Source organism: Paenibacillus sp. RC73 (assembly GCF_044908085.1).
Taxonomy (GTDB): domain Bacteria; phylum Bacillota; class Bacilli; order Paenibacillales; family Paenibacillaceae; genus Paenibacillus; species Paenibacillus terrae_A.
Genome location: NZ_JBIYCV010000002.1, coordinates 152,170 through 178,522, shown reverse-complemented (window position 1 = coordinate 178,522; position 26,353 = coordinate 152,170). Strand labels below are relative to the sequence as shown.

Below are 26,353 nucleotides of genomic sequence, written 5' to 3'. Positions count from 1 at the left end.
CTATGACTTCCCTTCAATGCTATCACTGCCATTACCTTTGTTCCGACGCGATTCCAATAATGTATCCAAAATAATCAGTGCTACACCAATGACAATCGCCGAATCTGCCACATTAAAAATCGGAAACGTATAGCTTCCAAAATTGAATTGAGCAAAATCAACCACTTCCCCTGAAATAGCCCGATCCAAAAAGTTACCGACCGCGCCTCCAAGTACCAAACTTAATGCAACTGGAAGCAATTTCTGCCCGGCCTTTACCGTTTTCCGCAAGTACCATATGATACCGATCACCACCACAATCGTAATCACGATAAACAGCCAACGCTGGCCTTCCAAAATCCCAAAAGCGGCTCCCCGGTTACGATGGGACGTGATTAGAAAGAAATTGCCGATGACTGGTATCTGCTCGTACAATTCCATGCGCGTAGCCACCAAATATTTGACTCCCTGATCAATCAAAAAAATAATTAGCGCAATACCAAAATAAATCACAGTCCTTCGTCACTCCGATCTGCTTATATCCGTTGTCGAACCCATTTATTGTAGCATAAGCCTTCTCAGATCGTCCACGAATCCCCCAAGCTATTGGGCCTGGATTACGAATGAAATCAACTCCAGCGCATTTGATCAGAATTTCCTATGTAAAAGAGGTCTTTCCGGTGCAAACTACAAGGAGCATAACCGACAAAACGTACGCGCAGGTTAAACCTAGAATAAGGAGTGGATTCCATGTCCCCATTGACGGAGCAACAATTGCAGGGATTGCGTAACGAACTGCTGGAACGTAAAAAGGAGATTGAACATCGTTTGCAGGACAACGATCATTATGGACTCGGCGATTCCCAACGCGATCAGACCGGCGAGCTTTCCCCTATTGATAATCATCCAGGTGATTTGGCTACCGAAACGTATGAGCGAGCCAAGGACATTTCCCTATTGGAGCACGACGAATTTCAATTAGAACGTATCGAATCAGCCTTAATGGCAATGGATAAGGGAACCTATGGCATTTGTGTAGCCAGCGGCAAACCAATTCCTTATGAGCGTCTGCTAGCTGTTCCCTATACCATTTACTGCAAAGAATACAGCCCTGAAACGGAAGTTTCCAACCGACGCCCGGTGGAGGAGGAATTCCTCGCTCCCGCATTCGGCAGAACAAGTCTGGATGAGCGTGAAGATCAAAACGGCTTTGACGGCGAGGACGCCTGGCAAATCGTTGAAAGCTGGGGTACATCGAATACACCTGCTATGGCCGAAAGTGGAGAAATTCATAGCTACGATGATATGGAAATTGAAGCCAACGATGATAATATGGGCTTCGTAGAGCCTTACGAAAGCTTTGTAGCCACAGACATATATGGAAAAAATATATCTGTTGTCCGCAGTTCCATTTATCAGCGTTATCTGGATGATGGCGAGGGCGAAGGTCTGCTGGATCCGGATACGCACGAAGAATAGTTAAACCAAATCCTAACAGGTAAACAAGTACCTAGTAGGTGTTTAGCTGCAGTTGTCGTTGCACAATCCGTACAATATCAGCAATATAATCACCGATGATCGGCAAATTCAGCGCTCCCAACACTTGCAACACATAGATAATGGTCGCCGCGAAAAAAGTAAATCCAAGCGCGATACCGAGCCCCCGAGACAGACCTGATATTAAGTTTAGCCATAGCAATCGCCAAGGCTTGTTGAGCAACAGGGCATAATCAGCAATGCGGCTGCGTTCCAGCTGCTGCGACACGGAACGCACCAGCTTTTCTACACGGCTTAGCTGGTCAGCCTGATCACCTGCTGTACCTAGATTTGTGACTACAGCCCCTGTACTTCCTCCGTTCATGCCTTGGCGGCTTCTGCCCTGTCTGCGCCTTGATCGTGCGGTCATGCACAATCCCCCTTTTCCCATACTGCCCTGAACGCAGCAAACGAGCCGAAGCATGTAACGGAGATCATCCATCCGTTTCCAATGCTTAGGCTCGTTTTTTATATGCTGCCTGTTATTGTATTATGGGACAGGGGTCTTGTAATTATTCCCCAATATGCACGCCGATAGTTTTACCGTTCACTTCTACGCGTTCCACAGGCTCGGCTTGACCAAATGTCACTGTCGTTACCAATACGTTCTCACGCAACACCGAATCGAAGTTTTGAATCGCCTGACGTAGCTCACTATCTACATCCAGCGTAAGTGCCACATACTTTTCAATCGGCAGATCCAGCTTCTTACGGTAATCCTGCACCGCACGAACAACCTCACGTACCCAGCCCTCTTGCTCCAGCTCAGGCGTAATGTCCGTGTTCAATGCTACGGTTAAACCATAGCCGGAAGCGGAAGCAAAGCCTTTCTTAGCTTTTTTCTCCACCAGCAATTCCTCGGCTGTAACCTGCAACTCTTCCCCTTCTGGAGAAGCCACGTTCAGCACTCCTTTTTCCACAACCGACCGGGTATCTTCAGCAGACATTCCTTTGAAAAAGTTTTGCAGGAAGCCGACATTTTTGCCGTATTTCTTGCCCGCTACCTTCAAATTCAGCTTCAGCGTGAAGTCTACAAAGCCGCTATCGTCCGTTTCAACATGAATATTTTTCACATTGATCTCATCCTTGATGATTTCCTCATAACCACTCAGATCAAAATCCTGATCCATGGACAAAATCAATTCGGATAACGGCTGACGCGTTTTCAGCCCCGTTTCGTTACGGACATTGCGCGCCAGTTCTACTACGCGGCGAGCCGTCTCCATGTCACGTTCCAGTTCCAGATCAATCAGGGCTTCATTTGCAGTTGGATAATCATCCAGATGAACGCTTTCTCCGTTGCTCAGGTTCAGGTAAATATCCTCAGCCAGCATCGGCGTGAACGGCGCAAGCAGCTTCGCTGTGGTCAACAACACCTCAGTCAGTGTACGGTACGCATCCAATTTATCTTCTGTAAGGCCATTGCCCCAGAACCGATCACGCGAACGGCGGATATACCAATTGCTCAGTTCATCCACGAACGACTCAATCGCTTTGGACGAGTTCAGGAAATCGTTCACAGCCAGTGCTTTGTCCACCACCAGAATCAAGCTGTTGAGACGGGACAAAATCCAGCGATCCAGCTTGTGTGCCGATGGCTTGAACGGATGCTGCGCCGGTTCAAAACCGTCGATATCCGCATACAAGGTCAGGAAAGCGTGTGTATTTACGAGCGTATCTACCAGCTTCGATTTGGCTTCGCCTACAATGCCCTTGGAAAAACGTTTGCTATTCCACGGTGCACTATCGGACAACAAAGCCCAACGGAAAGCATCTGTACCATACTCGTCAATCACTTCCCATGGATCAATCACATTTCCCTTGGATTTGGACATTTTCTGCCCCTGCTCATCCAGTACGTGGCCTGTCGCCATAACTGCTTTGTAAGGAGCTTTCCCTGTAAGCATGGTCGAAACAGCAAGCAAGCTGTAGAACCAGCCACGAGTCTGGTCAATACCTTCACAGATCATGTCTGCCGGGAATTGCTGCTCGAATGTTTCATTATTTTCAAACGGATAATGATGTTGGGCAAAAGGCATGGAGCCGCTGTCGAACCATACGTCGATCACTTCCGGTGTACGGGTCATTTCGTATTTACCGCATGTACTGCGAACCTTGACTTCATCTACATATGGCTTGTGCAGCTCAATGTCGGCTGGTACGTCACCAATCGCACGTTCCCGTAGTTCAGCAATACTATGCGGAGCGAACTGCTCTCCGGTTTCCTCACAAACCCAGATATTCAGCGGTGTGCCCCAATAGCGATCACGGCTGATGTTCCAGTCCACCAATTCCTCCAAAAACTTGCCGAAGCGTCCTTCGCGTATATGACCCGGATACCATTCAACTTCGTTATTGTTGGCAATCAGTTGATCCTTGATGGCGGTTGTTTTGATAAACCAGCTATCCATGGCATAGTACAATAGCGGAGTATCACAGCGCCAGCAGAACGGATAACTATGCTCGTATTTTTCCTTGCTGTACAGCAAGCCTTTTTCCGACAGCATTTTAACAATATCCACATCACAGTCCTTTACAAAACGGCCTGCAAAATCAGTGATTTCCTCTACATAGTTACCCTGGAGATCCACCACATTGATGAATCCAACGCCATTTTCACGGCATACCCGGTAATCATCCTCGCCATACGCCGGAGCCATATGAACGATACCTGTACCGCTGGAGTCCGTTACGAACTTCGCACCCAGAATCTGATTGCCCTTCTCGACTTGGAAATACGTAAATGGCGGAGTATACGTTTGGCCTACCAGTTCCGAGCCAGACAACGTGCCAATCACTTCATGATCGCCTTTAATCACGTCTTCGACGAGGTTTTTGGCAACGATGTATACACCGTCTTCCTGTTTTACACGGGCGTATTCCAGATCAGGATTGACGGCAAGTGCCACGTGACTCGGCAAGGTCCAAGGTGTTGTCGTCCAGGCCAGCACATATTCACCACTGCTATGCAGCTTAAATTTGGCCGTGGCACTCAGGTCTTTTACGTCTTTGTAGCCCTGTGCCACTTCATGGGAACTCAACGTTGTTTGACAATCTGGACAATACGGACTTACGCGATGACCGCGATACAGCAGACCCTTTTCGTGAATCGTCGCCAGAATGTTCCACACACTCTCGATATAGTTATTATCCAGCGTAATGTATGGATGATCTAGGTCTGTCCAGTAACCGATAGCTTCGGTCAGATCACGCCATTGCTGCTCATACTCAAACACGCTGGCTTTACATTTTTTGATAAACTTTTCAACGCCGTATTCCTCAATTTCAGGCTTATGGGAAATGCCCAGTTGCTTCTGTACACCCAATTCTACTGGCAGCCCATGGGTATCCCAACCCGCCTTACGTACGACACGGTACCCCTTCATCGTTTGGTAACGGCCAACAAAATCCTTAATCACACGGCCCAGCATGTGACCGATATGCGGTTTACCGTTGGCTGTTGGCGGACCTTCATAAAATACAAAGTTTGGCTTACCCTCACGATGCGTGATCGTTTTGCGGAACGTGTCCTCCTGCTTCCATTTGCTCAGGATGCGCAGGTCGCGGGACCGTGCCTTTTCTTTGACATCTACTCTGTTCATAATGTCATTCTTCCTCTCTGTTCATCAGTTTCTGTAGCATTCTCTGAAAAAAAGCAACAAAAAAGCCCCGTCCCTGTAAAGGGACGAGACTGTGCTCGCGTTACCACCCTGATTCCGTAAACAGACCATTTTCAAAAAGACTGGTCCCGTCACGGCTCTCCGAGCCCTACTCAACTACAGCAGGGCGCCATTGTAACGTATGGCACACGGTGATAGCTTACACACGCCGGATAAAACTCAAGCGCTTCAGCTCACTTCTCAGGGAGGATCTTCAGTCATGTTCTGAACGTTGGCTTGCACCGGAAAAAGGCCAACTCTCTGAGGGACAAAAACATGACGTACTCGTTCCCATCAACGAAATACAAATGTTAAATTCATCGGGATATTAAATCAGCAGCTTCGCTGCCCTGAATAACAACCCATTACCCAACGGATAACGTGATATTCAGTATAGTATTTACAGTTATAGCCTGTTTGAAGATAAAAGTCAACCCTGACGAGACCCAATCATCGCTGTCAGAAATGACGATTAATAAATCTCTTTCATTTCACGCTCACGCTCCAGCACTTCGCGTTCACGATTTTCAAGAGCTTCCCATCCGTCCTGACTTAACAAGTCAAGCTGCGCCTCCACCAATGTACGAAAACGTGCCCGGTAAATCGAAGCCTGCTTCTTCAGTTCCTCGACCTCCAACGCAATTTTGCGGGATTTGGACAACGCTTCATTCACAATGCGGTCCGCATTTTTTTCAGCTTCCTTCACGATGAGCTGCGATTCTTTCTTGGCATTGTTACGGACTTCATCAGCCGCTTCTTGCGCCACGATAATCGTCTTGCTCAACGTATCCTCAATGGTCGAAAAATGATCGAGCTTTTCCTGAACATTCAACAGCTGTGTACTCAGTTCTTTATTTTCACGGATAACGCCCTCGTAATCCTTGATCACCTGATCCAAAAATTCATTGACCTGATCTTCGTCATAACCGCGAAGCCGGCGGGCAAATTCCTTGTTATGTATATCCAATGGCGTTAATGGCATGCCGTCCACCTCCTATAAGATTGACAAAAAAACATTTTCCGCGTCACGACGCTCACTATCATCTATCGGTCATCATACCCCGTTTTGTGAATGCTGTACAGAGCAAAATCGTTCCAGTTCTCCGCTATAGCTTAATTCTTTCGACAGAAAGCTCGTGATTCCTGCCTCCAGCTATATAAACTTGCCAATTTTGACACGGAATCTTCCTTTTTTTGTCATTCCATCTGTTTCCAGCACTTTGAAACGCCCAAACCCCTGCATGGAAATAACGTCCCCCGCTTTAAGTGAAGTGGATGGATTCTCCTCCACCTTCCAATTCACCCGGCAACGTCCGGCCCGGATCGGAGTTAAAATCTTGCTCCGGCTGAGCTTGTACACATCACTGGCAATGCCATCCAGACGCAAAGAAGCCACCGTCAGGTCCAGCGGCTCCAATGCAACATCCTTCGTCCGCAGATTTTCTGGAGGCAACAGTTCGGTCCACACATGAACACGATGAACCTGCTGTAAATGCATTGTAATAAAATCGCTGATCTCTGAAGCCACCAATACATGGCACCCATCGTCCAGCACATGAATATCCCCGATTTTTCCACGCTTGATTCCAAGTCCCAATATCGCACCCAAGTAATCACTGTGCTCCAACGTATTAATTTTATGATCATCGGACATAACGGAAAGAACCTGAATCCCCATATTCTCCTCGTCCAAATACGAATAATCGGGCGCAATCAGCGCCCGCTTTCGTTCCGATGCCTCATAGCCGCCATCTATCCTAATCGTGACCTTGCCTTCCTTCGAAGCAAGCGTCTCCAATATGTACAGTTGACGCGGGTCCAAAAAATCAGTCAGCTTCTGCTCATGATAAGCCCCCGCATGACTGATCCATTCGGAAGCGCGATCTACATAATCCCGTTCATCCGGGTGAAAATGCTCATAAATCTCGGTTCGCATAAGTCCTCCTAGACGAAATTGCTAATTAAAGACATCAAACCGTACGACGCAAAACGCAGAGCAATCAGCGCAACGATGGGTGAAATATCAATCATCCCGAAGATTGGCGGTATAAATCTGCGAAAAGGAGACAAATACGGCTCCACAAACTTGGCAAGTAAATCACCGATTACACTTTCTCTTGCATTAGGAAGCCATGACATCAGGACATATGCAATGATCATGTAAGAATAAATCTGAAATAGCCAACCGATTACCTCGATCAAGAAAAGCTCACCTCATTCTGTTAAGTTCTTGTTCAGTGTCAGCTAGTATTTCCGTAATGGAGCCTTGAATTTCAACCGTATCCGGTGTACACAGGAAAATATTATTGCCCACCTTGGAAATCCCCCCGCCCAACGCATATACAGTACCACTTAAAAAATCAATGATGCGCAACGCCTGATCCTTACGGATGCGTTGCAAATTGACCACGACTGTACGATGGGAACGAATGTGGTCGGCAATTTCCTGTGCTTCATCATAAGAACGCGGCTCATACAGGACAACTTTCACATTTTTCTGTGAATGGATGCTGACAACATTATTGCCCTTCTGGTTCTTACGTTTATCAAAGCTTGGGGTTTCAATTTCTTGATCTTCCGGCGTATTCATAACCTCTCGCTCTACAACTTCCTCTTCTTCCTGAAGTCCCAGGAAGTTCATGAACTTATTCATTACGCCCAATGGAAATCCTCCTCTCGTCCGACCAGTACAGAACCAAGCCGTAACCAGGTCGCTCCTTCTTCAACCGCCACCTCAAAATCATTAGACATGCCCATCGACAGGTGAACAATAGGTTCTCTCGTTAAAGCTTGTCCATTTAACGCATCACGCAGTTCACGTAGCCCCCGAAATACAGGCCGGGTATTCTCCGGGTCTTCCTCATGGGGAGCCATTGTCATCAAGCCGATCACGTCCACATGCTCCAGATCGCGAATTTGTTTCAGAAAAGGTACCACCGCCTCAGAAGAAAGGCCATATTTCGAAGTTTCCCCTGAAATATTAACTTGCACAAAGGCTTTGATCCTTAGTCCAAGAGCAGCCGCCTTCTTGTCCAATTCCTGAGCCAGCGACAACCGATCAAGCGAGTGTATAAATTCAAATTTTCCAATAACATCTTTAACCTTATTGGTTTGCAGATGACCGATAAAATGCCATGTTCCCCGGTCACCCAGCTTGCTCCATTTATCCGCAGCATCCTGCCAGCGATTTTCGCCAACATGCTCCAAGCCATTGTCTAATACGGATGCCATCGCCACTGCTGAAACATATTTCGTGACAGCAATCACATTTACTTCTTCACGCAAACGTCCGCTGCGGGCACATGCCGCTTCCACACGGGCGTTCACTTCTTTAATTCGTTCCTCCAAAGACACGGGAGGACTCACCTCTCTTCCAGACCAATCCAGCTCGCCATTCTCCCTGTGACGCCGCCTTCCTTGCGATACGAAAAAAACAAATCGCTGCGGCTACTCGTGCATAAGGTAGTACATTCGATACGGCTCGGCAATATTCCTGCTTTCATCATAATGTGTCGATTGCATTGTTTCAAGTCAAGGAGCGTTTTTCCGCCGCCTAACGGGAAATAGACAGTACCTTCCCATTTATCATTACCCGGGCAATCATGCTCCAAAACCCGAATTTGGCTCATAACATGCTCATCCACCTCGTATGACTCAGAACCAATGGAAGGGCCAATGGCTGCAAGCAAATCGGACGGCTGAGATCCATATTCGGTCTGCATCGTTTGCACCATTTTCAGCGCAATCTCCGCAACTGTTCCTTTCCAGCCCGCATGCGCCAGCCCAACCACACGCCGCACCGGATCACAAAAATATAACGGCACGCAATCCGCATAAAAGGATGTCAGTAAAATGCCTGGTGCATCGGTCAACAGTCCGTCTGTATCCTGAAAAGCGGATGCACGATCCACAAAGCCACGCCCGCGGTCAGCAGCCTTTACAACAGCAACGTGATTACCGTGTACCTGCTCTCCACAGGTCCAGGCTTCAGGCATAAATCCGAGCTGCTCCGCAATAAGCTGCCGATTGCGAATAACTTTCTCCGGGTCATCCCCTACATGAAACGCACAATTCAGACTTTCATAAGGCACTTCACTGACACCGCCATGGCGTCCAGTAAAGCCTGCTGTCAATCCGCGAACCTGTTTCTCCCAGGATTGAATATATAACAACTCCGGCAAAGGATGCGTGCCATCTGCCGTTGACGCGACACCCGTTGCCTCGGTATTTACTACAAACGGTTCCATTCGTTCTCACCTCTACTGCCCAGTGTACCAAAAAGCCTCCGCCGTGTCTTCACATAGCTGTCAAATGCACATATTCCTAAAGCTCAAAATCACTGTTCAAAATCCCCGTCGATCATTTCGTTCCTGGCGCTCAATATATACTTTTTCCTCACCATCACCCTGCGGCTCATGCAGTCCCTCCAATCGTACAAGTACCACATCCGAGCCAATTTTCACAATGTTGCGCCAAGGAATGACCAGTTCACTTCCCCCTCCAAACCAGCCCATAAAACGGCTGCTGCCAGGGACAACAATGGCCTCGATTTTGCCCTGCCGTACATCAATCTCCAAATCACTGATTTGTCCCAATCGTCGCCCATCTACAATGTTAATGACATCCTTTGTTTGAAACTCGGAAATTTTCATGGCCCTTACCGACGTTTCCGGCGTACTCACACGCATCACATCCTTTATTTCACTATATGAGCGAGAGAACCCAAAAAATGTCCTTTAAACGCAAAAACGATCCACACAGGATCGTTTTTATCGGTGTGCCTTCCAAGCTTCTCTTCCCTTAAAACTAAGACTTCACATGCTTTTGCATTTGCTGTATAGCCGACTTCTCTAATCTCGAAACCTGGGCTTGAGAGATACCGATTTCGTCGGCAACCTCCATCTGCGTCTTTCCTTCATAAAAACGCATGGACAATATCATCTTTTCACGCTGGCCCAGGCGATGCATCGCTTCCCGCAGAGCGATTTCCTCAATCCATGAGACGTCCTTATTTCTGTCATCACTGATCTGATCCATCACATAGATTGGGTCGCCCCCGTCGTGATATATCGGCTCGAACAGCGAAACCGGGTCCTGAATCGCATCTAATGCGAACACAACATCTTCCTTAGGCACGTTCAGCGCCTCAGAAATTTCAAAAATCGTCGGTTCCCGCGAATTCAGATTTGTCAGACTATCCCGCACTTGAAGCGCCTTATATGCAATATCTCGCAGCGAACGGGATACACGGATCGGATTGTTGTCCCGCAAATACCGGCGTATCTCACCGATAATCATCGGCACCGCATAAGTGGAAAACTTCACGTTTTGCGAAAGGTCAAAATTATCAATCGCCTTCATCAGGCCGATGCATCCTACCTGAAACAAATCGTCAACAAACTCTCCCCGATTGTTAAAGCGCTGAATCACACTCAGGACGAGCCGTAAATTGCCGTTAACCAATTTTTCTCTGGCTGATCGTTCATTATTTTGCTGAAGTGATGTGAACAGCTCGCGCATTTCCGCATTGGTTAGCACCGGCAGTTTGGCGGTATCCACACCGCAAATTTCCACTTTGTTTCGGGTCATCGTGTCTTACCTCCCAAGGAGCAACATTAATGTACATTATCTCCTGAGGGTGTTTTTTTATTCGCCGTTTCCATCGCTTCCGAATATACCCAAACGTCACACCATTTTGTTGAACTCTTTCCGTAAGCGCTTTATAATACGTTTTTCCAGACGCGAAATATAGGATTGCGAGATGCCTAACAGGTCAGCAACATCCTTCTGTGTCTTCTCTTCCCCATCCTGCAAGCCAAAACGCAGCTCCATAATCAGACGTTCCCGATCCGTCAGCTTATCCAGCGCCTTATGCAATAATTTGCGGTCCACCTGCTCCTCAATATTGCGGTAAATGGTATCATTTTCCGTCCCCATCACATCGGAAAGTAGCAACTCATTCCCATCCCAATCAATATTCAAAGGCTCGTCAAAAGAAACTTCCGTTCTCGTTTTACTATTTCGGCGCAAATACATTAAAATTTCATTTTCGATGCATCGGGAAGCATAGGTAGCGAGCTTGATTTTTTTCTCGGGATCAAAGGTGTTAACTGCCTTGATAAGTCCAATCGCCCCTATGGATACGAGATCCTCAATGTTGATTCCTGTGTTCTCAAACTTACGTGCAATGTACACCACCAGCCGCAAATTCCGTTCAATCAACATGGAGCGTACTGCTGCATCACCGGAAGAGAGTTTTCCAAGCAAATACTCTTCCTCATCCCTCGTCAGCGGCGGGGGGAGCGCCTCGCTGCCGCCGATATAATAAATCTCTTCACTTTTTAACCCGAATAAAAATAAAATACGATAATATTGCAACTGTAAAGTCAACCTGATTTTCATCTTGAATTTCATCTGTTCCCACATGTCATTCTCCCCCTTCTGAAAATGGTGCTAAATCTCGCTGCATCCCTTCGTCCGTTACAGCAATAGCCTGATTGCCTTCAGACCTGATCGTGTGTCCACGACCATCGTCCTGCGCTTCAAAGCTTGCTTCCTGCTTATGATCCTCCGGCTCAGCAGCCCCCTCCGCGTGTGCCGTCACATCTGGATGAATGATCGCGCGGTATTTTCCCTCTGCTGACAGCTTCCCCCCATCCAAGCCGATCAGCACCCGATGATGCACATAACGAGCCCCATTCATCACCACCTCTACGCGATCCGGTTTGAGTGCGAGCATAAAGGAGTGGTTACGGTTAATGCCACGATAGGGAACAAGACGAACTCGATCCTGCCAGTTGAACGATTCGTCTCCCAACTCCATCACCAGTTGATCCGCATTTCCCTCAGATAGCTTTTGGAGCCAGGAAGAGGGTAAATATGCCTCCCACAAGGCAGCCTCCATGACCATCACTGGTGACCTGGTCAAAGGATCATGAAGTTGGTTCCCCGTATCCAACAAGCCTGTACACTCAATATGATCCTGTCCGATCCATACCTGCACCTCACCCAGAAATCCACTCATCCTTTCCGCGCGATGCTTTGAAGATTGCACAATACGAAAGAAAAGCATCACTCCGCCAAATGTGCATAAGATAAACCAGAATGCAATTTTCAGCTCAAAGGACATTCCACCTGAAGCCGTGTACCAGATGCCATTAAACAATTCCCCCGTACTCTGGAGTAAATAATGCATCCCCAGAATTCCTCCCGCTGCTACAAAATTGATCATATAAAAAGCACCCATCGTACGAAGATACTTTTGCATGCTGCCAAATCCAAAAGCCACCAACAGCATAATGACCGATAATGCCAGCTTAATCAGGAATGTAAATAAAAAGGACAGCTCCGGCACAAACATCATGACCACATACATCGCACCGATAACAGCCGAAGCAAGCAGCCGCCACCACACCAGACGAATTTTTCTCATCCAGGCGGTAGCCATCAGCAGTACAGCATCAATGAACAAATTGGCCAAAAAAATTAAGTCGATGTAAACAACCAAAGGTTCACCCGCCCAGCGTTTGCAGGATAGGCTTAAGTATAGTAGTCATGCTGTTCAAAGTCTGTCTAACGATGGGGACGGTGACCGACTAATTTTGTCGGAAAGGGGAGAAGCACGGGAAATGGTAAAAATGGAGTTCTTACAATGGAATCAGCCAACGAATCGAATACGAGATACAGAAAATAGAAAGAAGCCCGCATCTCCAAGGAGAATACGGGCTATCCGATTTCAATCTAGTTATCGTTATTATTATTGCGTGAACGGTTACGTAAAAATGTCGGAATATCGAGTTGATCACTGCTCTGAGTGTTGCCGAACGGACGCAAGTTAGGAGAACCCTTCTCCGCCGATTCAGGTGCCGCCGGGTTAGCAGTCGGTTTACGCCCAGGTGCCGGTTGGCTTGGTTTACCTTCAAAGCCAGTTGCAATGACGGTAACCTTAATCTCTTCTTTCAACTCTTCGTCAATGATGGCACCGAAGATCATATTGACCTCCGGATCGGAAGCCGAGGTTACAATTTCAGCTGCTTCATTCACTTCGTATAAAGACAGATTGTTGCCGCCAGTGATGTTCATAATCACACCCCGTGCGCCTTCAATGGATGTTTCCAACAACGGGCTCATAATAGCCTTGCGTGCTGCTTCAGCCGCCCGATTCTCACCAGTTGCTTCGCCAATCCCCATCAAAGCGGAGCCACGCTCCGTCATAATCGTTTTCACGTCAGCAAAGTCGAGGTTGATCAAACCCGGTACAGCGATCAAATCAGAAATACCTTGTACCGCCTGACGAAGAACATTGTCCGCTTCGCGGAATGCTTCCAGCATAGGGGTCTTTTTATCCACAATTTCAAGCAGGCGATCATTTGGGATAACAATTAAAGTGTCTACCTTTTCTTTTAATCCCTCAATGCCCAGCTCGGCTTGATTGGAGCGCTTACGCCCTTCAAATGTGAATGGTCGTGTTACAACGCCTACAGTCAGCGCGCCGCATTCCTTGGCAATTTCAGCAATGACAGGAGCTGCTCCAGTACCTGTACCGCCACCCATTCCCGCCGTCACGAATACCATATCCGCACCTTTGAGTGTGTTCATAATGAGTTCACGCGACTCCTCAGCCGCTTTTTTACCCACATCCGGATTAGCTCCGGCACCCAAACCACGAGTCAGCTTATCACCAATTTGAAGCTTATGCTCAGACTTCGCTAAATGAAGCGCCTGAGCATCTGTGTTGACGGTGATAAACTCCACACCCTGAACACCATTTTCGATCATTCGGTTAACCGCATTGCTGCCGCCGCCTCCGACGCCGATCACTTTAATTTGAGCCAAGCTCTCCATTTCAAAATCAAATTCCAACATACTATTCCATCTCCCCCTCAATGTGCATGGATGGCCCGTCCATGATTGGCATAATTAGCAATGAACGTTATATAAACTCACTGAACATGTTTTTTAAGCGTTCAATCAACCCCTGCTTTTGCTCGCCTTCCGCAACGGGACTGCTCTTGGTTCGGTTGGTCGGCTTCTTGGAACTTCCACCGCTGTTGCTGCTAACGCTGGTCGATCTTCCGCGATAGTAGCGAATGGCATTATGCAAGATGCCGACTCCGCTTGTGTAACCCGGATCCCTTACACCGATAAAGTCTGGTACGGCGATCCTTACAGAAGCGGCCAGTTCGCTTTGTGCCACCTGAAGTACACCAGGCATGGAGACGGTGCCTCCGGTAAGTATATAACCCCCCGGAAGCTCTGTGTAACCCAAGCGCTTAACTTCCGCCTGAATGAGTTGAAAAATTTCCTGCACCCTCGGCTCAATAATGGCAGCCAAGTCCTGCTGATTGAATTCCTTATCGACATTACTGCCGATGCGGGTCACTTTAAAGACGACATCGGCTGCCGCATCATCATACCATGCGCAGCCGTATTTAAGCTTTACTTTTTCGGCTTGATCGGTAAGGGTTCTCAGTCCGTAGGCAATATCATTGGTTACAAATTCTCCGCCGATGGGAAGTGTAGATGTGGCAACAATCGTTCCTTCCTGGAAAATAGCAACATTTGTAGAGCCTGCACCAATATCCACCAGCACCGAACCCATCACCTTTTCATCCTTCGAAAGTGACAATTGTCCGGCGCCCAGAGGTAGCAGCACCAAATCTTTGATTCTCAAGCCGCCCTTCTCAACGCAGCGCAACAGATTATGTATCGGCGTCTTGCCTCCCGTAACAATCGTAGCCTCTACTTCCAGACGAACTCCGATCATACCGCGAGGGTCTTGAATACCTTCAAGGCCATCCACGACATACTGCTTGGCTACCACGTCAATAATTTCTCTCTCTGGTGGTACTGCAATAACTTCAGCTGCCTTGAGCACACGCTCAATGTCCTCCTCACCGATTTCACGGTCCTCGTTGGACACGGCTACTACGCCATGACTATTTTGCAGGCCAATATGGTTGCCTGAAATCCCCACATACACTTCTGTTATTTGAATACCAACCATGCGCTCTGCGTGATCCACGGCGTTACGGATTGATTGCACGGTTTGATCGATGTCTACAATTGCACCTTTGCGAATCCCTTCCGAGTCGGCAGATCCAACTCCAATAATATTAAAGGTTCCATTGTTCATTTCCCCAATAATAGCCCGAACTTTGGATGTACCGATGTCCAAACTAACAATGATGTCATTGTTGCTCAAGTCTGTGGCACCTCCTGACTCCAAAATGAATTTCGTTCTTTGAACACACTCTGTACATATTCAACATACTCCATGCTTTCCCTCTTTTTTCTACAAATTTTTTAGAAGCCAATTTATGGTTGCAGTCACATAAAAATTTGAAGAAAAAAGAAGGAGGCAAGTCTATTACCCATAAAATCAATTCTAGCATTTTTTCACATCACTGAGTAGTATCTTTTTCTTGGGGCTCTTCGCTCGTATCCTGTTTGAACGGAACGTAGGAATCTGCCTCCAGCATTGTGATCAAACCAGGCTCTTCTGTTTCCAGCACCTGATTCAAATAACTGATTTTAGAGCTCAGCAGAGAAACCGTCGTAATAACCTCAAATTGAGAGCGTGTATACATTTTGATGCGGTCTGGAAAAGAGGGTATCGGCGCGGGAATGATTTCCGATATGTCGGCTGTCCATTCCCCCGGAATCCGAGATAACGCATCACATAGCTTTGCTTTGTAGGGATCATCCGATTTCCATTTGGTTAAAATAGGCTTCTCAACCGCAATTCCGCTACTGCCCACGCCTACGCTGGTCCCATTCGCAAGAATGGCGCGCAGGCTCCCATCACTCTGCAACTCGTAAGCAACCGTAGCAAACTCTTTAATATGAACAGCAATGACTCCCGGAAACTGCTTGTCCACTGTTACTTGTTGAATCGACTGAATCTCTCGCAGCTTCTCGGAAATGCCCGAAGAACTGACTCCGAAATACTGATCACCGATAGCCAGACCACTTCGATTAAGCAACTGTTCCTGGGTCGAAAATACATTGCCGTCAAAACGGATTTCAGAAACCCGGCTTAATGAGGAACGGAAAAAGAGAACAGCAAGCAGTACGATAAACAACAAAATGAGCAGTATGGCAATCTTCCGACTTGTTCTTTTCTTCATTCTGTTCTGTTTAAGAACAGGTATTTGAGCGTTTGGCATAGCTTCTCTCCACAAAAGCCTTTGGTCCCTCCGCTAACGGAGGGACATTACAGGCATTAATTTACGAAATCCAACTGCTCCGGCACCGGAGACTGACGGCTCATTCGGGCACCCAGTCCCTGGAAAAGACGCTCGATCCGGTCATACCCTCTGTCAATATGGTGTACCTGCTCGACAATGGTAAGTCCTTGAGCGGCCAGACCCGCTATAACCAGCGCAGCCCCTGCGCGTAGATCGGTAGCCTCTACCGTGGCCCCGTACAGACGGGGAACTCCCCGTATAAAAGCTGCATTCGCATCAACTGTAATATCGGCACCCATCACATTCAATTCATCCACATGTTTGAATCGGCTTTCGAAGACCGTCTCTTTCATCACACTAAAGCCATCTGCCAGAGAAAGCAGAACCATGACTTGAGACTGCAAGTCCGTCGGAAAAGACGGGTAAGGGGAGGTAACAATCCTCTCCACTGCTTTGGGGCGGCTCATGCAGCTTACGGTCATTATATCATTCAAGATACCGATTTGAACACCAGCCCGCCTGAGGACATGAATCAGAGCGGACAAATGGGAGGGATTACAGTGTGTCAACGACACACTGCCGCGTGTGGCCGCAGCCGCGATCATAACGGTCCCAGCTACGATGCGATCGGGAATAACCTCATACGTACACGGATTCAAACAGTTGACTCCCGTAATTGTAATCGTATCCGTCCCCGCTCCGATAATACAAGCTCCCATCGCATTCAGGAAGTTTTGAAGATCCTGAATCTCAGGTTCCCTCGCTGCGTTGGTAATCGTCGTTCGTCCTTCAGCCAACGCAGCGGCCATCATAATATTTTCGGTGGCCCCTACGCTCGGGAAATCCAAATGGATATCCGTTCCAGTCAGCTTGCGAGCCCGAAACGTAATTTGTTCTTCTTTTTCCACGATCTCCGCTCCAAGAGCCTTCAGGCCCTCCAAGTGAAGATCAATTTTGCGCTCGCCTATGGCACAGCCTCCCGGCTGGTAAATGGAAACTTCTCCATATCTGGCGAGCAGCGGTCCCATCAGAAAGATAGACGAGCGCATCTGCTTCATCAAATCTTCCGGAATCTGGAACGTTCGGACGGACGACGTATCCACGTATACCGTTTCCTCTTCATGTCGGCATGTACAGCCAAGTCTCTCAAGGATGTGCAGCATGACCTTAATGTCTAATAGATGGGGCACATTCCGAATTTCTACTTTTCCTTGTGCAAGCAAGCTTGCCGCAAGAATGGGTAGTGCCGCGTTTTTTGCCCCATGGATACGTATGGTGCCTGACAAGGGACGGCCTCCCTCAATCACCAATTTGTCCAATGTATCACCTCCGAGTTTACCGCTCACCCACTACGAAAACCTCCGGAACTAGCTTGATGCCGGTTTGAGATGATATTGTACTTTGAATATGCTTCATTAGGGTAAGCACGTCCTCTGCTGTCGCTTGACCGGTATTAACAATGAAATTGGCATGCTGTACGGAAACCTCAGCGCCTCCCGCTTTTAAGCCCTTGAGACCTGCATTTTCAATGAGACGGGCCGCATAGTCTCCTGGCGGATTGCGAAACACACTTCCCGCACAAGCCAGTTGTAACGGCTGAGTCAGCCTACGACGATCTTTGAAAGCCGCAAGAGCCGCCGAAATTTCCTCACGGTTACCCTGCTTCATCCGAAACACCGCCTCTGTCACCATTCCACGCTGCTCATGCAGCACGGAGTGACGATAGCTGAAATGCATTTGTTCGGCATCATACACAGCCAATTCCCCTGTATCCAGCACAATCTCAGCGGACTGGAATATTTGTGACACATCAGACCCATGGGCACCAGCGTTCATGTAGACAGCCCCGCCAACCGATCCTGGGATACCTCCCGCAAATTCGAGGCCGGATAGCCCCTGCTTGCTGGCCATAACACACAGTTTGACTAGTGACACGCCTCCACCGGCGACGATCCGTTCATCTTCAAAACGGACATAATCAAATCCCGGTCCCAGCTTGATCACGAGGCCCCGGATTCCTTTATCAGAAACGAGCATGTTCGAGCCCCGTCCCAACTGCATCCACGGGATTCCGTGCTCGCCAGCCAGCCGCAGTAAAGTTGCTAGCTGCTCCTTGGTATCCGGGATGACAAGAGCATCCGCCGGACCTCCAATCTTCCACGTCGTATATTTGGAAAGCGGCTCATGCTCCAGTACTTTTCCGATATCATGCTCCGCTAATAATGGCATCCATTGCTGCATTGTACTGAAACCTCCTTGTTGCTTGCCCCGCAGGGTTATAAGGCTCTCACCTGACAACCGGCAGCCTGAGTGATGGTCACAATGTATAGGGTATCTTATGTCAATACCATCCGGTGTGTGACAACCGCCCAGTCTGCGCTACGGTCTAACTTTTACGGGCAAGACGCTCCATTTCTTTTACTAAAATATCGGCTGAATCAGGTTTGCCAAGCGCTGACGCTGATTCAGCCATCCGGCTGCGCAATGCCTCATCCTCCATAATCTCCGCAATAGATTGAAACAAGGACACACCAGTCAAGTCCTTCTCCACAATCATGACAGAAGCCCCTGCCTTTTCGAGTGTACGGGCATTGGCCTCCTGATGGTTGTTCGTCACATTGGGGGATGGAATTAGAATGGATGGAATACCCAACGATGTGATTTCAGCCAAGAAGGACGCGCCAGCGCGATTAACGATTAAAGAGGTACAAGCCAGCACCTCTGGCATATTGTGAATATAGGGAAACACATGCAGATGATTGGGCAATGATCCGATCTGATTCCGTATGCTGTCCAACGTCTGCTCATAGTAAGATTCACCAGTCACATATACAAATTGGACGTCTTTCAGTTGCGAAAGTTGCGGAGCCATTGCAATCATGGCATCATTGATGGCCTTTGCTCCCCTGCTGCCACCGACCACAAGCACGACCGAGCTGTTCATTGGAACCCCGATGGTAGCAAAGCCCCGGTCCCTGTTAGCCTGACGAACCGTTGTAGCGCGCGGATTCCCGGTGTACAGTACATTTTTGGCTTTGGGGAAAGCTCCTTCCGAGCCCTCAAAGCTGACAGCCACCGTATCCACGTAACGGCTCAGAAACGCATTGGTCAGGCCCGGAATTGCGTTTTGCTCATGAATAATGCTGGGTATCCCCAACTTGGAAGCTGCATAGACGACAGGGCCGCATACATAACCCCCCGTGCCGATAACGATATCCGGCTTGAATTTTTTCAATAATGCTTTGGATCTGCGGACCCCTTTGAAGAAGCGCATAATCGTTTTTATATTTTCCACAGACAGGCTGCGACGGAATCCTGTAATATCAATAGCCTCGAATGGAATTTTTTCCTGGGGAACCAGCTTGCTTTCCAGTCCCCGCTGACCGCCAATGTATAAAAATTCAGCGTCCGGATCAATCTCTTCGCACTGTCTGGCTACGGCGAGCGCCGGATAAATGTGCCCCCCGGTACCGCCGCCGCTCAACACGACGCGCATAAACGTTCACCTCGCATAACGTGATAAATTTAGTAAAATGCCCAGCGCTGTTAGCATCAACGTCAGAGAAGAGCCTCCGTAGCTGATTAAGGGCAGTGTTATTCCTGTCACCGGCATTAAGCCGATTACGACACCTATGTTAATGACCACCTGTACGGCAACCATTCCCACAATGCCTACAGCAAGCAAACTGCCGTAAGTATCCGGGATGGTAATAGCGATGCGCATTCCTCTCCACACGAGAACCAGAAAGAGCGCCAGCACTGTCATTCCACCGATAAAGCCAAGCTCCTCCGCCAAAATCGAAAAAATAAAGTCCGTCTGCGGCTCGGGAACATAGCTGTATTTCTGGCGGCTCATGCCAAGCCCCAAGCCTGCCAGCCCACCAGGTCCAATGGCATACAGCGATTGAATAATTTGATAACCTGCGCCAAGCGGATCGGACCATGGGTCCAAAAACGCAGTGATCCGCTGGAGCCGATAAGGGGCTGCCGCAATCAGGGTCGCAAATCCCGCCGCTCCCGTTAATGCCAGCAAGCCCAGATGCTTCATGCGTGCGCCTGCCGTAAATACGATTAGCATGGACGCCCCCATCATCACCGTGCCTGTACCCAAATCGGGCTGGAGCATAATCAGGCCAAAGGCCAGTCCCATGAGTCCAAGCGGGGGCAACAGGCCGCGAGTAAAGGAATTAATATCATAATCCGGGCGGCTGAGCCAGCGGGCGAGAAAAAGAATCATACCCAGCTTCATAAACTCGGATGGCTGAATGCCAAAAGAGCTGATACCGAGCCAGCTTCGTGCCCCGCCTCTTACTACACCAATGCCTGGAATGAGTACGCCAACCAGCAACGCGAGACAAATCAGCAGCACGACCTTGGCATACTTCTGCCAGATCCGATAGTCTGTTCGGGCAGTGAAGTACATCGCCACAAGACCTAACCCGGCGAACAGCAACTGCCGCTTTACAAAATAGTAGGAGTCCCCGTACTCGTGAAAAGCGAGGACGGCGCCCGCACTGTATACCATAACCATGCCGATGGCTAACAAGCTCAAAATACAGACGAAAAGCCATATATCCGGCGCCGGACGAGATTGCTTCATCAGGAGGCCACCCCTTGCATAAAAGTAGGGGCTTATCCAACCCCCCTACTTACAATTTATGCGCCGCCTCTTTAAAAATACGTCCACGCTCTTCATAGGACCGGAACATATCCCAGCTTGCACACGCGGGTGAGAGCAATACAACATCTCCCAGCTCAGCAAGTTTAGCTGCCTTGTTCACAGCCTCCACGAGCGTAGCGGCGGCGTCCTCCCCATTATCGACGACCTCGACACGCTCTATTCCGGCCTGACGTGCCCGATCTGCAAGCTTATGCCGAGTCTCGCCCAGCAGCACAACAGCCTTTACACCCTCTTGCAAGGAGGGTACAAGCTCGGCATAATCCGAACCACGATCCAGTCCTCCAGCTATTAGTACAATGGGTTGCTTGAAGGAAGACAACGCCATCATCGTCGCTTTGGAATTGGTGGCTTTGGAATTGTTGTAATAAGCTGCTCCGGCATGTTCTCCAACATATTCGAGCCGATGTTCCACTCCACGAAAAGCGCTTAGCGGTTCAGCCAATCCAGACGGTTCCGCTCCTGCGGCAATTGCAATTGCGCAAGCGGCGAGGGCATTTTCCACATTAAAGCGGCCCGGAAGGCCAATTTCGGCCACGCCTATAATTGGATGCACCACACCACTGACATCGCGATATACGATGCTGCGTTCAATGTCATCCGTCACATCCGGTATGTATGGCGGGTCAGCGAACAACCCTTCCTGCAAACGTTCTGTCATCGAGAACGGAAGCAGTTTCGCTTTGGTATAGGGCACAAGCTCCCGGCAAACAGGATCATCCCAGTTCAATACCGCAGTATCAGCCGCCGTTTGATTGGCGAACAGACGCGCCTTGGACGCAACATAGTCCTTCATGTCCCCATGATAGTCCAGATGGGTTTCAGCCACGTTCAGCAAGCAGGCTACAGCAGGTTTGAAATCCTTTGTTCCTTTTAACTGAAAACTGCTCAGTTCCACCACCATCCACTCGTCCGACCTGGCATCCACAGCGGCCTCACATAATGGCGTGCCGATATTACCAGCCACGATCGGCTTCATACCGGATGCCTCTAACAGCTTACCTACCCAAGTGGTTGTGGTCGTTTTCCCATTCGAGCCAGTAATCCCGATCATCGGCGCTTTGCATAGATGATAGGCGACCTCGACCTCGGTCACGACCTCAATGCCCAGTTCGACAGCTTTTTGCACTGGCGGGGCCGTATAAGGAATACCCGGATTTTTGACAACCAGCTTCACTCCCGGATGGATTAGCCCTTCCGGGTGACTGCCACATAAAACGGAAATTCCCAAAGCCTCTAATTCAGAAGCTTCGGGACATTGTTCCCTGTCTTTTTTATCATTGACTGTCAGCTTGGCCCCGGCCTGATGCAGTACCTTGGCGACTTGCACGCCACTTTTGGCCAGGCCTATAATGATGACCTCTTGATCTCGGTATGTGTCTGGATGGTTCATTTGTCTACAACCCCTTGTTGAGATAAAGTCCGAGTCCTGCCAGCAGCAGTCCTACAGCCCAGAATGTAATAACAACTCGCCATTCGGACCAGCCGGACAGCTCGAAGTGATGATGAATCGGGCTCATTTTGAAAATGCGTTTGCCACGTGTTTTAAAGGAAGCTACTTGCAAAACTACGGACAGCATTTCAATTACAAATACACCACCAATAATAATGAACAAAATTTCGCTTTTGGTGACGATAGCGATGGCACCTATAGCGCCTCCGATCCCCAGCGAGCCTGTATCGCCCATAAATACCTTGGCCGGATGCGCGTTATATACAAGAAAGCCAAGTACAGCACCAATCATGGCCGCTGAGCAAACCGCAGCCGGAAGCGAGGTTGCTTGAATCGCTACGATGGCATAAGCACCGAAGGCAATCGCACTGGTACCGGACAGCAGCCCGTCCAGTCCATCTGTGAAATTGACGGCGTTGCTAATCGCCAGCATCATAATGACGATGAACGGATAATAGAACCAGCCGCTCCAATCAAACGACCAGGAAGTTCCCGGAATGCCAATGGCAGTGCTATGATCGTTACTAATCAGAAGCCAGCACATGATTCCACTGAACAGCAATTGCCCGAATAGCTTTTGACGGGCAGTCAGTCCGAGCGAACGCTTGAAAACAATTTTGATATAGTCGTCCAGGAAGCCGATCAGCCCAAAACCAAGCGTAGCGACCAGCAGGACGTAAAAGTCCGTATTTTTTATCGCCGAAAATTTAAGAAAGGTCAGCGTAAAAGCCACCAGAATAACGATTCCGCCCATAGTAGGCGTACCCGTCTTTTTAAGATGGCTTTGCGGCCCGTCATCCCGGACCTGCTGGCCGAATTTCATTCGCCGCAGCAGCGGAATGAGTATTGGAGCGGCAATGACCGCCAGTATAAACGATACGACGATCGTCAGCAGTAATAATTGAATATCCATGGGAGTCTCCCTCTCGTCAACATCATTTCTGTAGCGGACCGTTTTTCAGCGCATCCACAATTTCTTCCAGTCGCATCCCTCGGGATGCCTTAACCAGCACGATATCATCGGCACGGAGGTAAGCTTGCAGATCTTGAATCAGTTTTTGCTTATCCTCATAAGCATGTACGTCATCAGACGGCATGGACGCTTGCGCCCCATTCGCAATGGACGCCCCCAACACACCGTAGGTGAACAGCATATCTACGTCATGTTTCGCTGCAAAAAGCCCAATTTCCTCGTGGAATTGCTTTTCCTCGGGACCCAGCTCCAGCATATCGCCAAGCACGGCGATTTTACGTCCCTTTGTTTCGTAACCGGATAACGTCTGAATTGCAGCTTTCATTGAAGCCGGACTGGCGTTATAAGCATCGTTCAGCAGGGTAAGCCCATTGGTGCAGCTCACGACCTCAATGCGCATGCCTGTCAATTTCAAAGCCGACAGCCCTTGGCGCACATGGTCTGCATCCACCCCAAAATGGTGCGCTACCGCCAGTGCTGCCAAACCGTTCACAACATTGTGCTGCCCAAGCAGCGGAAGCCGGAAAGCATCCTTGCCGGATTGGGCCGTCGTGAACAAACTGCCTTCTCCATCCGTAGTTATTCCAGTTGGATAATCATCGTTATCCGCAGACATACCGAACGTGAACAGCTTCAAGCCGTCAGGCTTAACCGTTTCGGGCTCCGCAAGCACTTGCGGCAATAGCGGTTCATCTCCATTGTAAATCAGCAAGCCGCCGGGTTTGAGACCGCTGACGATTTCCAGCTTTGCACGTGCAATTTCCGCACGGGAACCGAGCTGGAGCAAATGCGCTTCGCCAATGTTCGTAATGACCGCTACATCAGGCTGGGCAATATCAGTCAGCAGGCGGATTTCCCCGCGTCCACTCATTCCCATCTCCAAAATCAGGATGTCCGTATCCTGCGGCATGGACAGCACGGTTAAAGGCAAACCGATATGGTTGTTATAATTCCCTTCGGTTTTGTGTACTTTAAAGGTCGTGCCCAACAGAGCGTTGACGATGTCTTTTGTCGTCGTTTTGCCGTTGCTTCCAGTAATCCCTACGACAGATGCACCCGTCTCCCGCAAATATGCGGTCGCAAGACGCTGGAGGGCCGCCAAAGTATCCTCTACTTCAATCGCATTCCCTGCCGGAGGTGCACCGTGATCCTTTTGCCATAAAAAAGCAGCTGCGCCTTCTCCGCTCACAATCTGCTGCACATAATCATGCCCGTCAAACCGTTCACCCGTGAGTGGAACGAACAGCCCCTGGGACTGCGGCTTGCGTGAATCTGTAAAAACGCCCTCAACCATTCGTCCGGCGTCCGCCTCTATGTGAAGCGTTCCCCCGCTCATGGAGGCGATTTGACCGATTGTTCTTTTCATCACTTGGATAAACCCCTTATCGCTTCTTTGGCTACGATGCGGTCATCGAATTCATGCACCGTTTTTCCGATCAACTGGTAGGTCTCATGACCTTTTCCCGCAATCAATACTACATCGTCAGGGCTTGCCATTTCAACAGCTTTATGAATAGCAGCTCTACGATCTACGATCAACTCGTAGCGTTCTGCGGGTATACCTTCGTCAATCAGCCCTTGCTTGATGTCTTTCAAAATGGCTTCCGGGTCCTCTGTCCGCGGATTATCCGAGGTAATAAAAGCATGATCGCTGTATTGAGCAGCAATTTTCCCCATCAAAGGACGTTTCGTACGATCCCGGTCCCCGCCGCACCCGAATACACACCATACTTTGCCAACTGCAAACTCCTTAACGGTGCGAAGCACATTTTCCAGTCCATCCGGTGTATGGGCATAGTCTACGATAACCGCAAATGGCTGACCTGCGTCTACAGGCTCTACCCGCCCATCTACGCCTGCTATGGACTCCAGACTGTGCTTGATATCAGCCAGAGCCACTCCTTCCAGCAAAGCGGCCGTGATGGCTGCCAATGCGTTATACACATTGAACTTGCCCACCATTCGCAGCTCAATATCGGTATCTCCTTTAAAAGTAGAGACATGGAAGGATGTTCCCTTGGCACCTACAGCGATATGGGATGCCTGCACATCCGACTTCTTTTCCACGCCGTATGTAATCACTTGGGCGGCAGTTATGGCCTGAAAATAGGATGAGGCCGGGTCATCCTCATTCAGAACAGCATATTTACTATCCGACGCATCCCGCGAGAAGGTATTCCCCAATCGGGAAAATAACAGCCCTTTAGCCGCACGGTACTCCTCCATCGTGTTATGGTAGTCCAGATGATCCTGCGTCAGGTTCGTAAAAATAGCGGTGCGAAAATCAGTTCCTTTCACGCGCCCTTGCTCCAGTGCATGTGAAGATACCTCCATTGCACAGCATTGGACCCCTTGCTCCGCCATATTGCCAAGATAGCGTTGCAGTTCCACCGCCTCGGGTGTGGTACCGGACATAGGGTAGGACTGACCACCGTAACGCATTTGAATAGTGCCGATCAGTCCAGTGTTCACTCCGGCATCGTTCAAGATTTTTTCAATTAGATAAGTTATGGTTGTTTTGCCATTCGTTCCGGTTACGCCGATCATGCGCATGCGGCGGCTCGGTGAATCAAACATATAATCCGCCAAAACCGCCATTGCGTACCGGGCATCCTTGACTATAAGTTGTGGCACAGGTACATTCAATTCCCGTTCCACAACCAAAGCCGCCGCCCCGGACGCAACTGCCTGCTGCGCATAATCGTGTCCGTCAACCGTAAAACCGGGCAGACACAGAAATAAATCTCCCTGCTGTACCCGGCGTGAGTCCGCCCCGATTCCTCGGCAGTCCACTGTACCGTCCCCCACAATGCGGGAGGCAGCCAGCAGTGAAGCCAATTGTTGAAGCTGCATCTTTCATTCCTCCATTGCTCTCTCGTTAATCAT

25 protein-coding genes and 1 other annotated feature are annotated in these 26,353 nt (G+C 49.0%); of the genes, 1 reads left to right on the top strand and 24 read right to left on the bottom strand.

Annotation, left to right across the window (positions count from 1 at the left end; translation table 11 throughout):
- Window positions 1-492 carry a signal peptidase II gene (gene lspA, locus ABH897_RS04320; RefSeq protein ID WP_134913499.1) on the bottom strand — a complete coding sequence of 164 codons (492 nt, stop codon included), beginning with the start codon at window positions 490-492 and terminating at the stop codon, window positions 1-3.
- Between the two features lie 237 nt (window positions 493-729).
- Between lspA and ABH897_RS04315 the strand changes: the two genes are divergently transcribed.
- Entirely contained in the window at window positions 730-1,458 is a 729-nt protein-coding gene (locus ABH897_RS04315) for a TraR/DksA C4-type zinc finger protein (protein WP_283652482.1), read from the top strand.
- 31 nt (window positions 1,459-1,489) lie between these two features.
- Here the strand turns inward: ABH897_RS04315 and ABH897_RS04310 are convergent, their stop codons facing one another.
- From ABH897_RS04310 to ABH897_RS04200, 23 genes are all read right to left on the bottom strand, one after another.
- Complete coding sequence (locus tag ABH897_RS04310) at window positions 1,490-1,885, bottom strand: DUF5665 domain-containing protein (RefSeq protein WP_404518760.1); 396 nt, start codon at window positions 1,883-1,885, stop codon at window positions 1,490-1,492.
- Window positions 1,886-2,027: 142 nt separating this feature from the next.
- A complete protein-coding gene (ileS, locus tag ABH897_RS04305) occupies window positions 2,028-5,117 on the bottom strand; it encodes an isoleucine--tRNA ligase (protein WP_404591291.1) in 3,090 nt (1,029 codons plus the stop codon).
- Between the two features lie 76 nt (window positions 5,118-5,193).
- Window positions 5,194-5,481 (bottom strand) — a binding site (T-box leader).
- A 165-nt stretch (window positions 5,482-5,646) separates the two neighbouring features.
- Window positions 5,647-6,156, bottom strand: coding sequence for a DivIVA domain-containing protein (locus tag ABH897_RS04300; protein ID WP_014282424.1), 510 nt, complete (start codon window positions 6,154-6,156; stop codon window positions 5,647-5,649).
- 171 nt (window positions 6,157-6,327) lie between these two features.
- Window positions 6,328-7,110, bottom strand: coding sequence for a YlmH family RNA-binding protein (locus ABH897_RS04295; RefSeq protein ID WP_404591289.1), 783 nt, complete (start codon window positions 7,108-7,110; stop codon window positions 6,328-6,330).
- 8 nt (window positions 7,111-7,118) lie between these two features.
- Window positions 7,119-7,376 (bottom strand): YggT family protein, encoded by a 258-nt coding sequence (locus ABH897_RS04290; protein ID WP_014282426.1) that lies wholly within the window; start codon window positions 7,374-7,376, stop codon window positions 7,119-7,121.
- Window positions 7,377-7,383: 7 nt separating this feature from the next.
- Complete coding sequence (locus tag ABH897_RS04285) at window positions 7,384-7,836, bottom strand: cell division protein SepF (protein WP_025684635.1); 453 nt, start codon at window positions 7,834-7,836, stop codon at window positions 7,384-7,386.
- A complete protein-coding gene (locus ABH897_RS04280; RefSeq protein ID WP_283652485.1) occupies window positions 7,827-8,528 on the bottom strand; it encodes a YggS family pyridoxal phosphate-dependent enzyme in 702 nt (233 codons plus the stop codon). The genes ABH897_RS04285 and ABH897_RS04280 overlap by 10 nt, the downstream gene beginning before the upstream one ends.
- 8 nt (window positions 8,529-8,536) lie before the next feature.
- Window positions 8,537-9,421 (bottom strand): peptidoglycan editing factor PgeF, encoded by an 885-nt coding sequence (pgeF, locus tag ABH897_RS04275; RefSeq protein ID WP_404518754.1) that lies wholly within the window; start codon window positions 9,419-9,421, stop codon window positions 8,537-8,539.
- Window positions 9,422-9,517: 96 nt separating this feature from the next.
- Entirely contained in the window at window positions 9,518-9,856 is a 339-nt protein-coding gene (locus ABH897_RS04270; RefSeq protein ID WP_044648401.1) for a YlmC/YmxH family sporulation protein, read from the bottom strand.
- A gap of 124 nt (window positions 9,857-9,980) precedes the next feature.
- Window positions 9,981-10,763, bottom strand: coding sequence for an RNA polymerase sporulation sigma factor SigG (gene sigG, locus ABH897_RS04265; protein WP_007431182.1), 783 nt, complete (start codon window positions 10,761-10,763; stop codon window positions 9,981-9,983).
- A 96-nt stretch (window positions 10,764-10,859) separates the two neighbouring features.
- Window positions 10,860-11,600 (bottom strand): RNA polymerase sporulation sigma factor SigE, encoded by a 741-nt coding sequence (sigE, locus tag ABH897_RS04260; protein WP_404580030.1) that lies wholly within the window; start codon window positions 11,598-11,600, stop codon window positions 10,860-10,862.
- Between the two features lies 1 nt (window position 11,601).
- Window positions 11,602-12,681, bottom strand: a complete 1,080-nt coding sequence (gene spoIIGA / locus ABH897_RS04255; protein ID WP_283652487.1) for a sigma-E processing peptidase SpoIIGA — start codon at window positions 12,679-12,681, stop codon at window positions 11,602-11,604.
- Between the two features lie 233 nt (window positions 12,682-12,914).
- Complete coding sequence (gene ftsZ / locus ABH897_RS04250; protein WP_283652488.1) at window positions 12,915-14,039, bottom strand: cell division protein FtsZ; 1,125 nt, start codon at window positions 14,037-14,039, stop codon at window positions 12,915-12,917.
- A gap of 67 nt (window positions 14,040-14,106) precedes the next feature.
- Window positions 14,107-15,378, bottom strand: coding sequence for a cell division protein FtsA (gene ftsA / locus ABH897_RS04245; protein ID WP_044649278.1), 1,272 nt, complete (start codon window positions 15,376-15,378; stop codon window positions 14,107-14,109).
- 199 nt (window positions 15,379-15,577) lie between these two features.
- The gene (locus ABH897_RS04240; RefSeq protein WP_283652489.1) at window positions 15,578-16,342 is read right to left on the bottom strand and encodes a cell division protein FtsQ/DivIB; all 765 of its coding nucleotides are present in this window, start codon (window positions 16,340-16,342) and stop codon (window positions 15,578-15,580) included.
- A 56-nt stretch (window positions 16,343-16,398) separates the two neighbouring features.
- On the bottom strand, window positions 16,399-17,709 hold the full coding sequence (gene murA / locus ABH897_RS04235) for a UDP-N-acetylglucosamine 1-carboxyvinyltransferase (protein ID WP_404591286.1): 1,311 nt from the start codon (window positions 17,707-17,709) through the stop codon (window positions 16,399-16,401).
- A complete protein-coding gene (gene murB, locus ABH897_RS04230) occupies window positions 17,699-18,604 on the bottom strand; it encodes a UDP-N-acetylmuramate dehydrogenase (protein WP_044649280.1) in 906 nt (301 codons plus the stop codon). The genes murA and murB overlap by 11 nt, the downstream gene beginning before the upstream one ends.
- A gap of 145 nt (window positions 18,605-18,749) precedes the next feature.
- Window positions 18,750-19,859 (bottom strand): undecaprenyldiphospho-muramoylpentapeptide beta-N-acetylglucosaminyltransferase, encoded by a 1,110-nt coding sequence (gene murG / locus ABH897_RS04225; RefSeq protein ID WP_404591283.1) that lies wholly within the window; start codon window positions 19,857-19,859, stop codon window positions 18,750-18,752.
- A gap of 6 nt (window positions 19,860-19,865) precedes the next feature.
- Window positions 19,866-20,963 (bottom strand): stage V sporulation protein E, encoded by a 1,098-nt coding sequence (gene spoVE / locus ABH897_RS04220; RefSeq protein ID WP_404591281.1) that lies wholly within the window; start codon window positions 20,961-20,963, stop codon window positions 19,866-19,868.
- 49 nt (window positions 20,964-21,012) lie between these two features.
- The gene (gene murD, locus ABH897_RS04215) at window positions 21,013-22,434 is read right to left on the bottom strand and encodes a UDP-N-acetylmuramoyl-L-alanine--D-glutamate ligase (RefSeq protein ID WP_404591279.1); all 1,422 of its coding nucleotides are present in this window, start codon (window positions 22,432-22,434) and stop codon (window positions 21,013-21,015) included.
- Window positions 22,435-22,438: 4 nt separating this feature from the next.
- Complete coding sequence (gene mraY, locus ABH897_RS04210) at window positions 22,439-23,407, bottom strand: phospho-N-acetylmuramoyl-pentapeptide-transferase (protein WP_014282442.1); 969 nt, start codon at window positions 23,405-23,407, stop codon at window positions 22,439-22,441.
- Window positions 23,408-23,429: 22 nt separating this feature from the next.
- On the bottom strand, window positions 23,430-24,833 hold the full coding sequence (locus ABH897_RS04205) for a UDP-N-acetylmuramoyl-tripeptide--D-alanyl-D-alanine ligase (protein WP_404591448.1): 1,404 nt from the start codon (window positions 24,831-24,833) through the stop codon (window positions 23,430-23,432).
- A complete protein-coding gene (locus ABH897_RS04200) occupies window positions 24,833-26,320 on the bottom strand; it encodes a UDP-N-acetylmuramoyl-L-alanyl-D-glutamate--2,6-diaminopimelate ligase (protein WP_404591277.1) in 1,488 nt (495 codons plus the stop codon). The genes ABH897_RS04205 and ABH897_RS04200 overlap by 1 nt, the downstream gene beginning before the upstream one ends.
- Window positions 26,321-26,353: the final 33 nt, after the last annotated feature.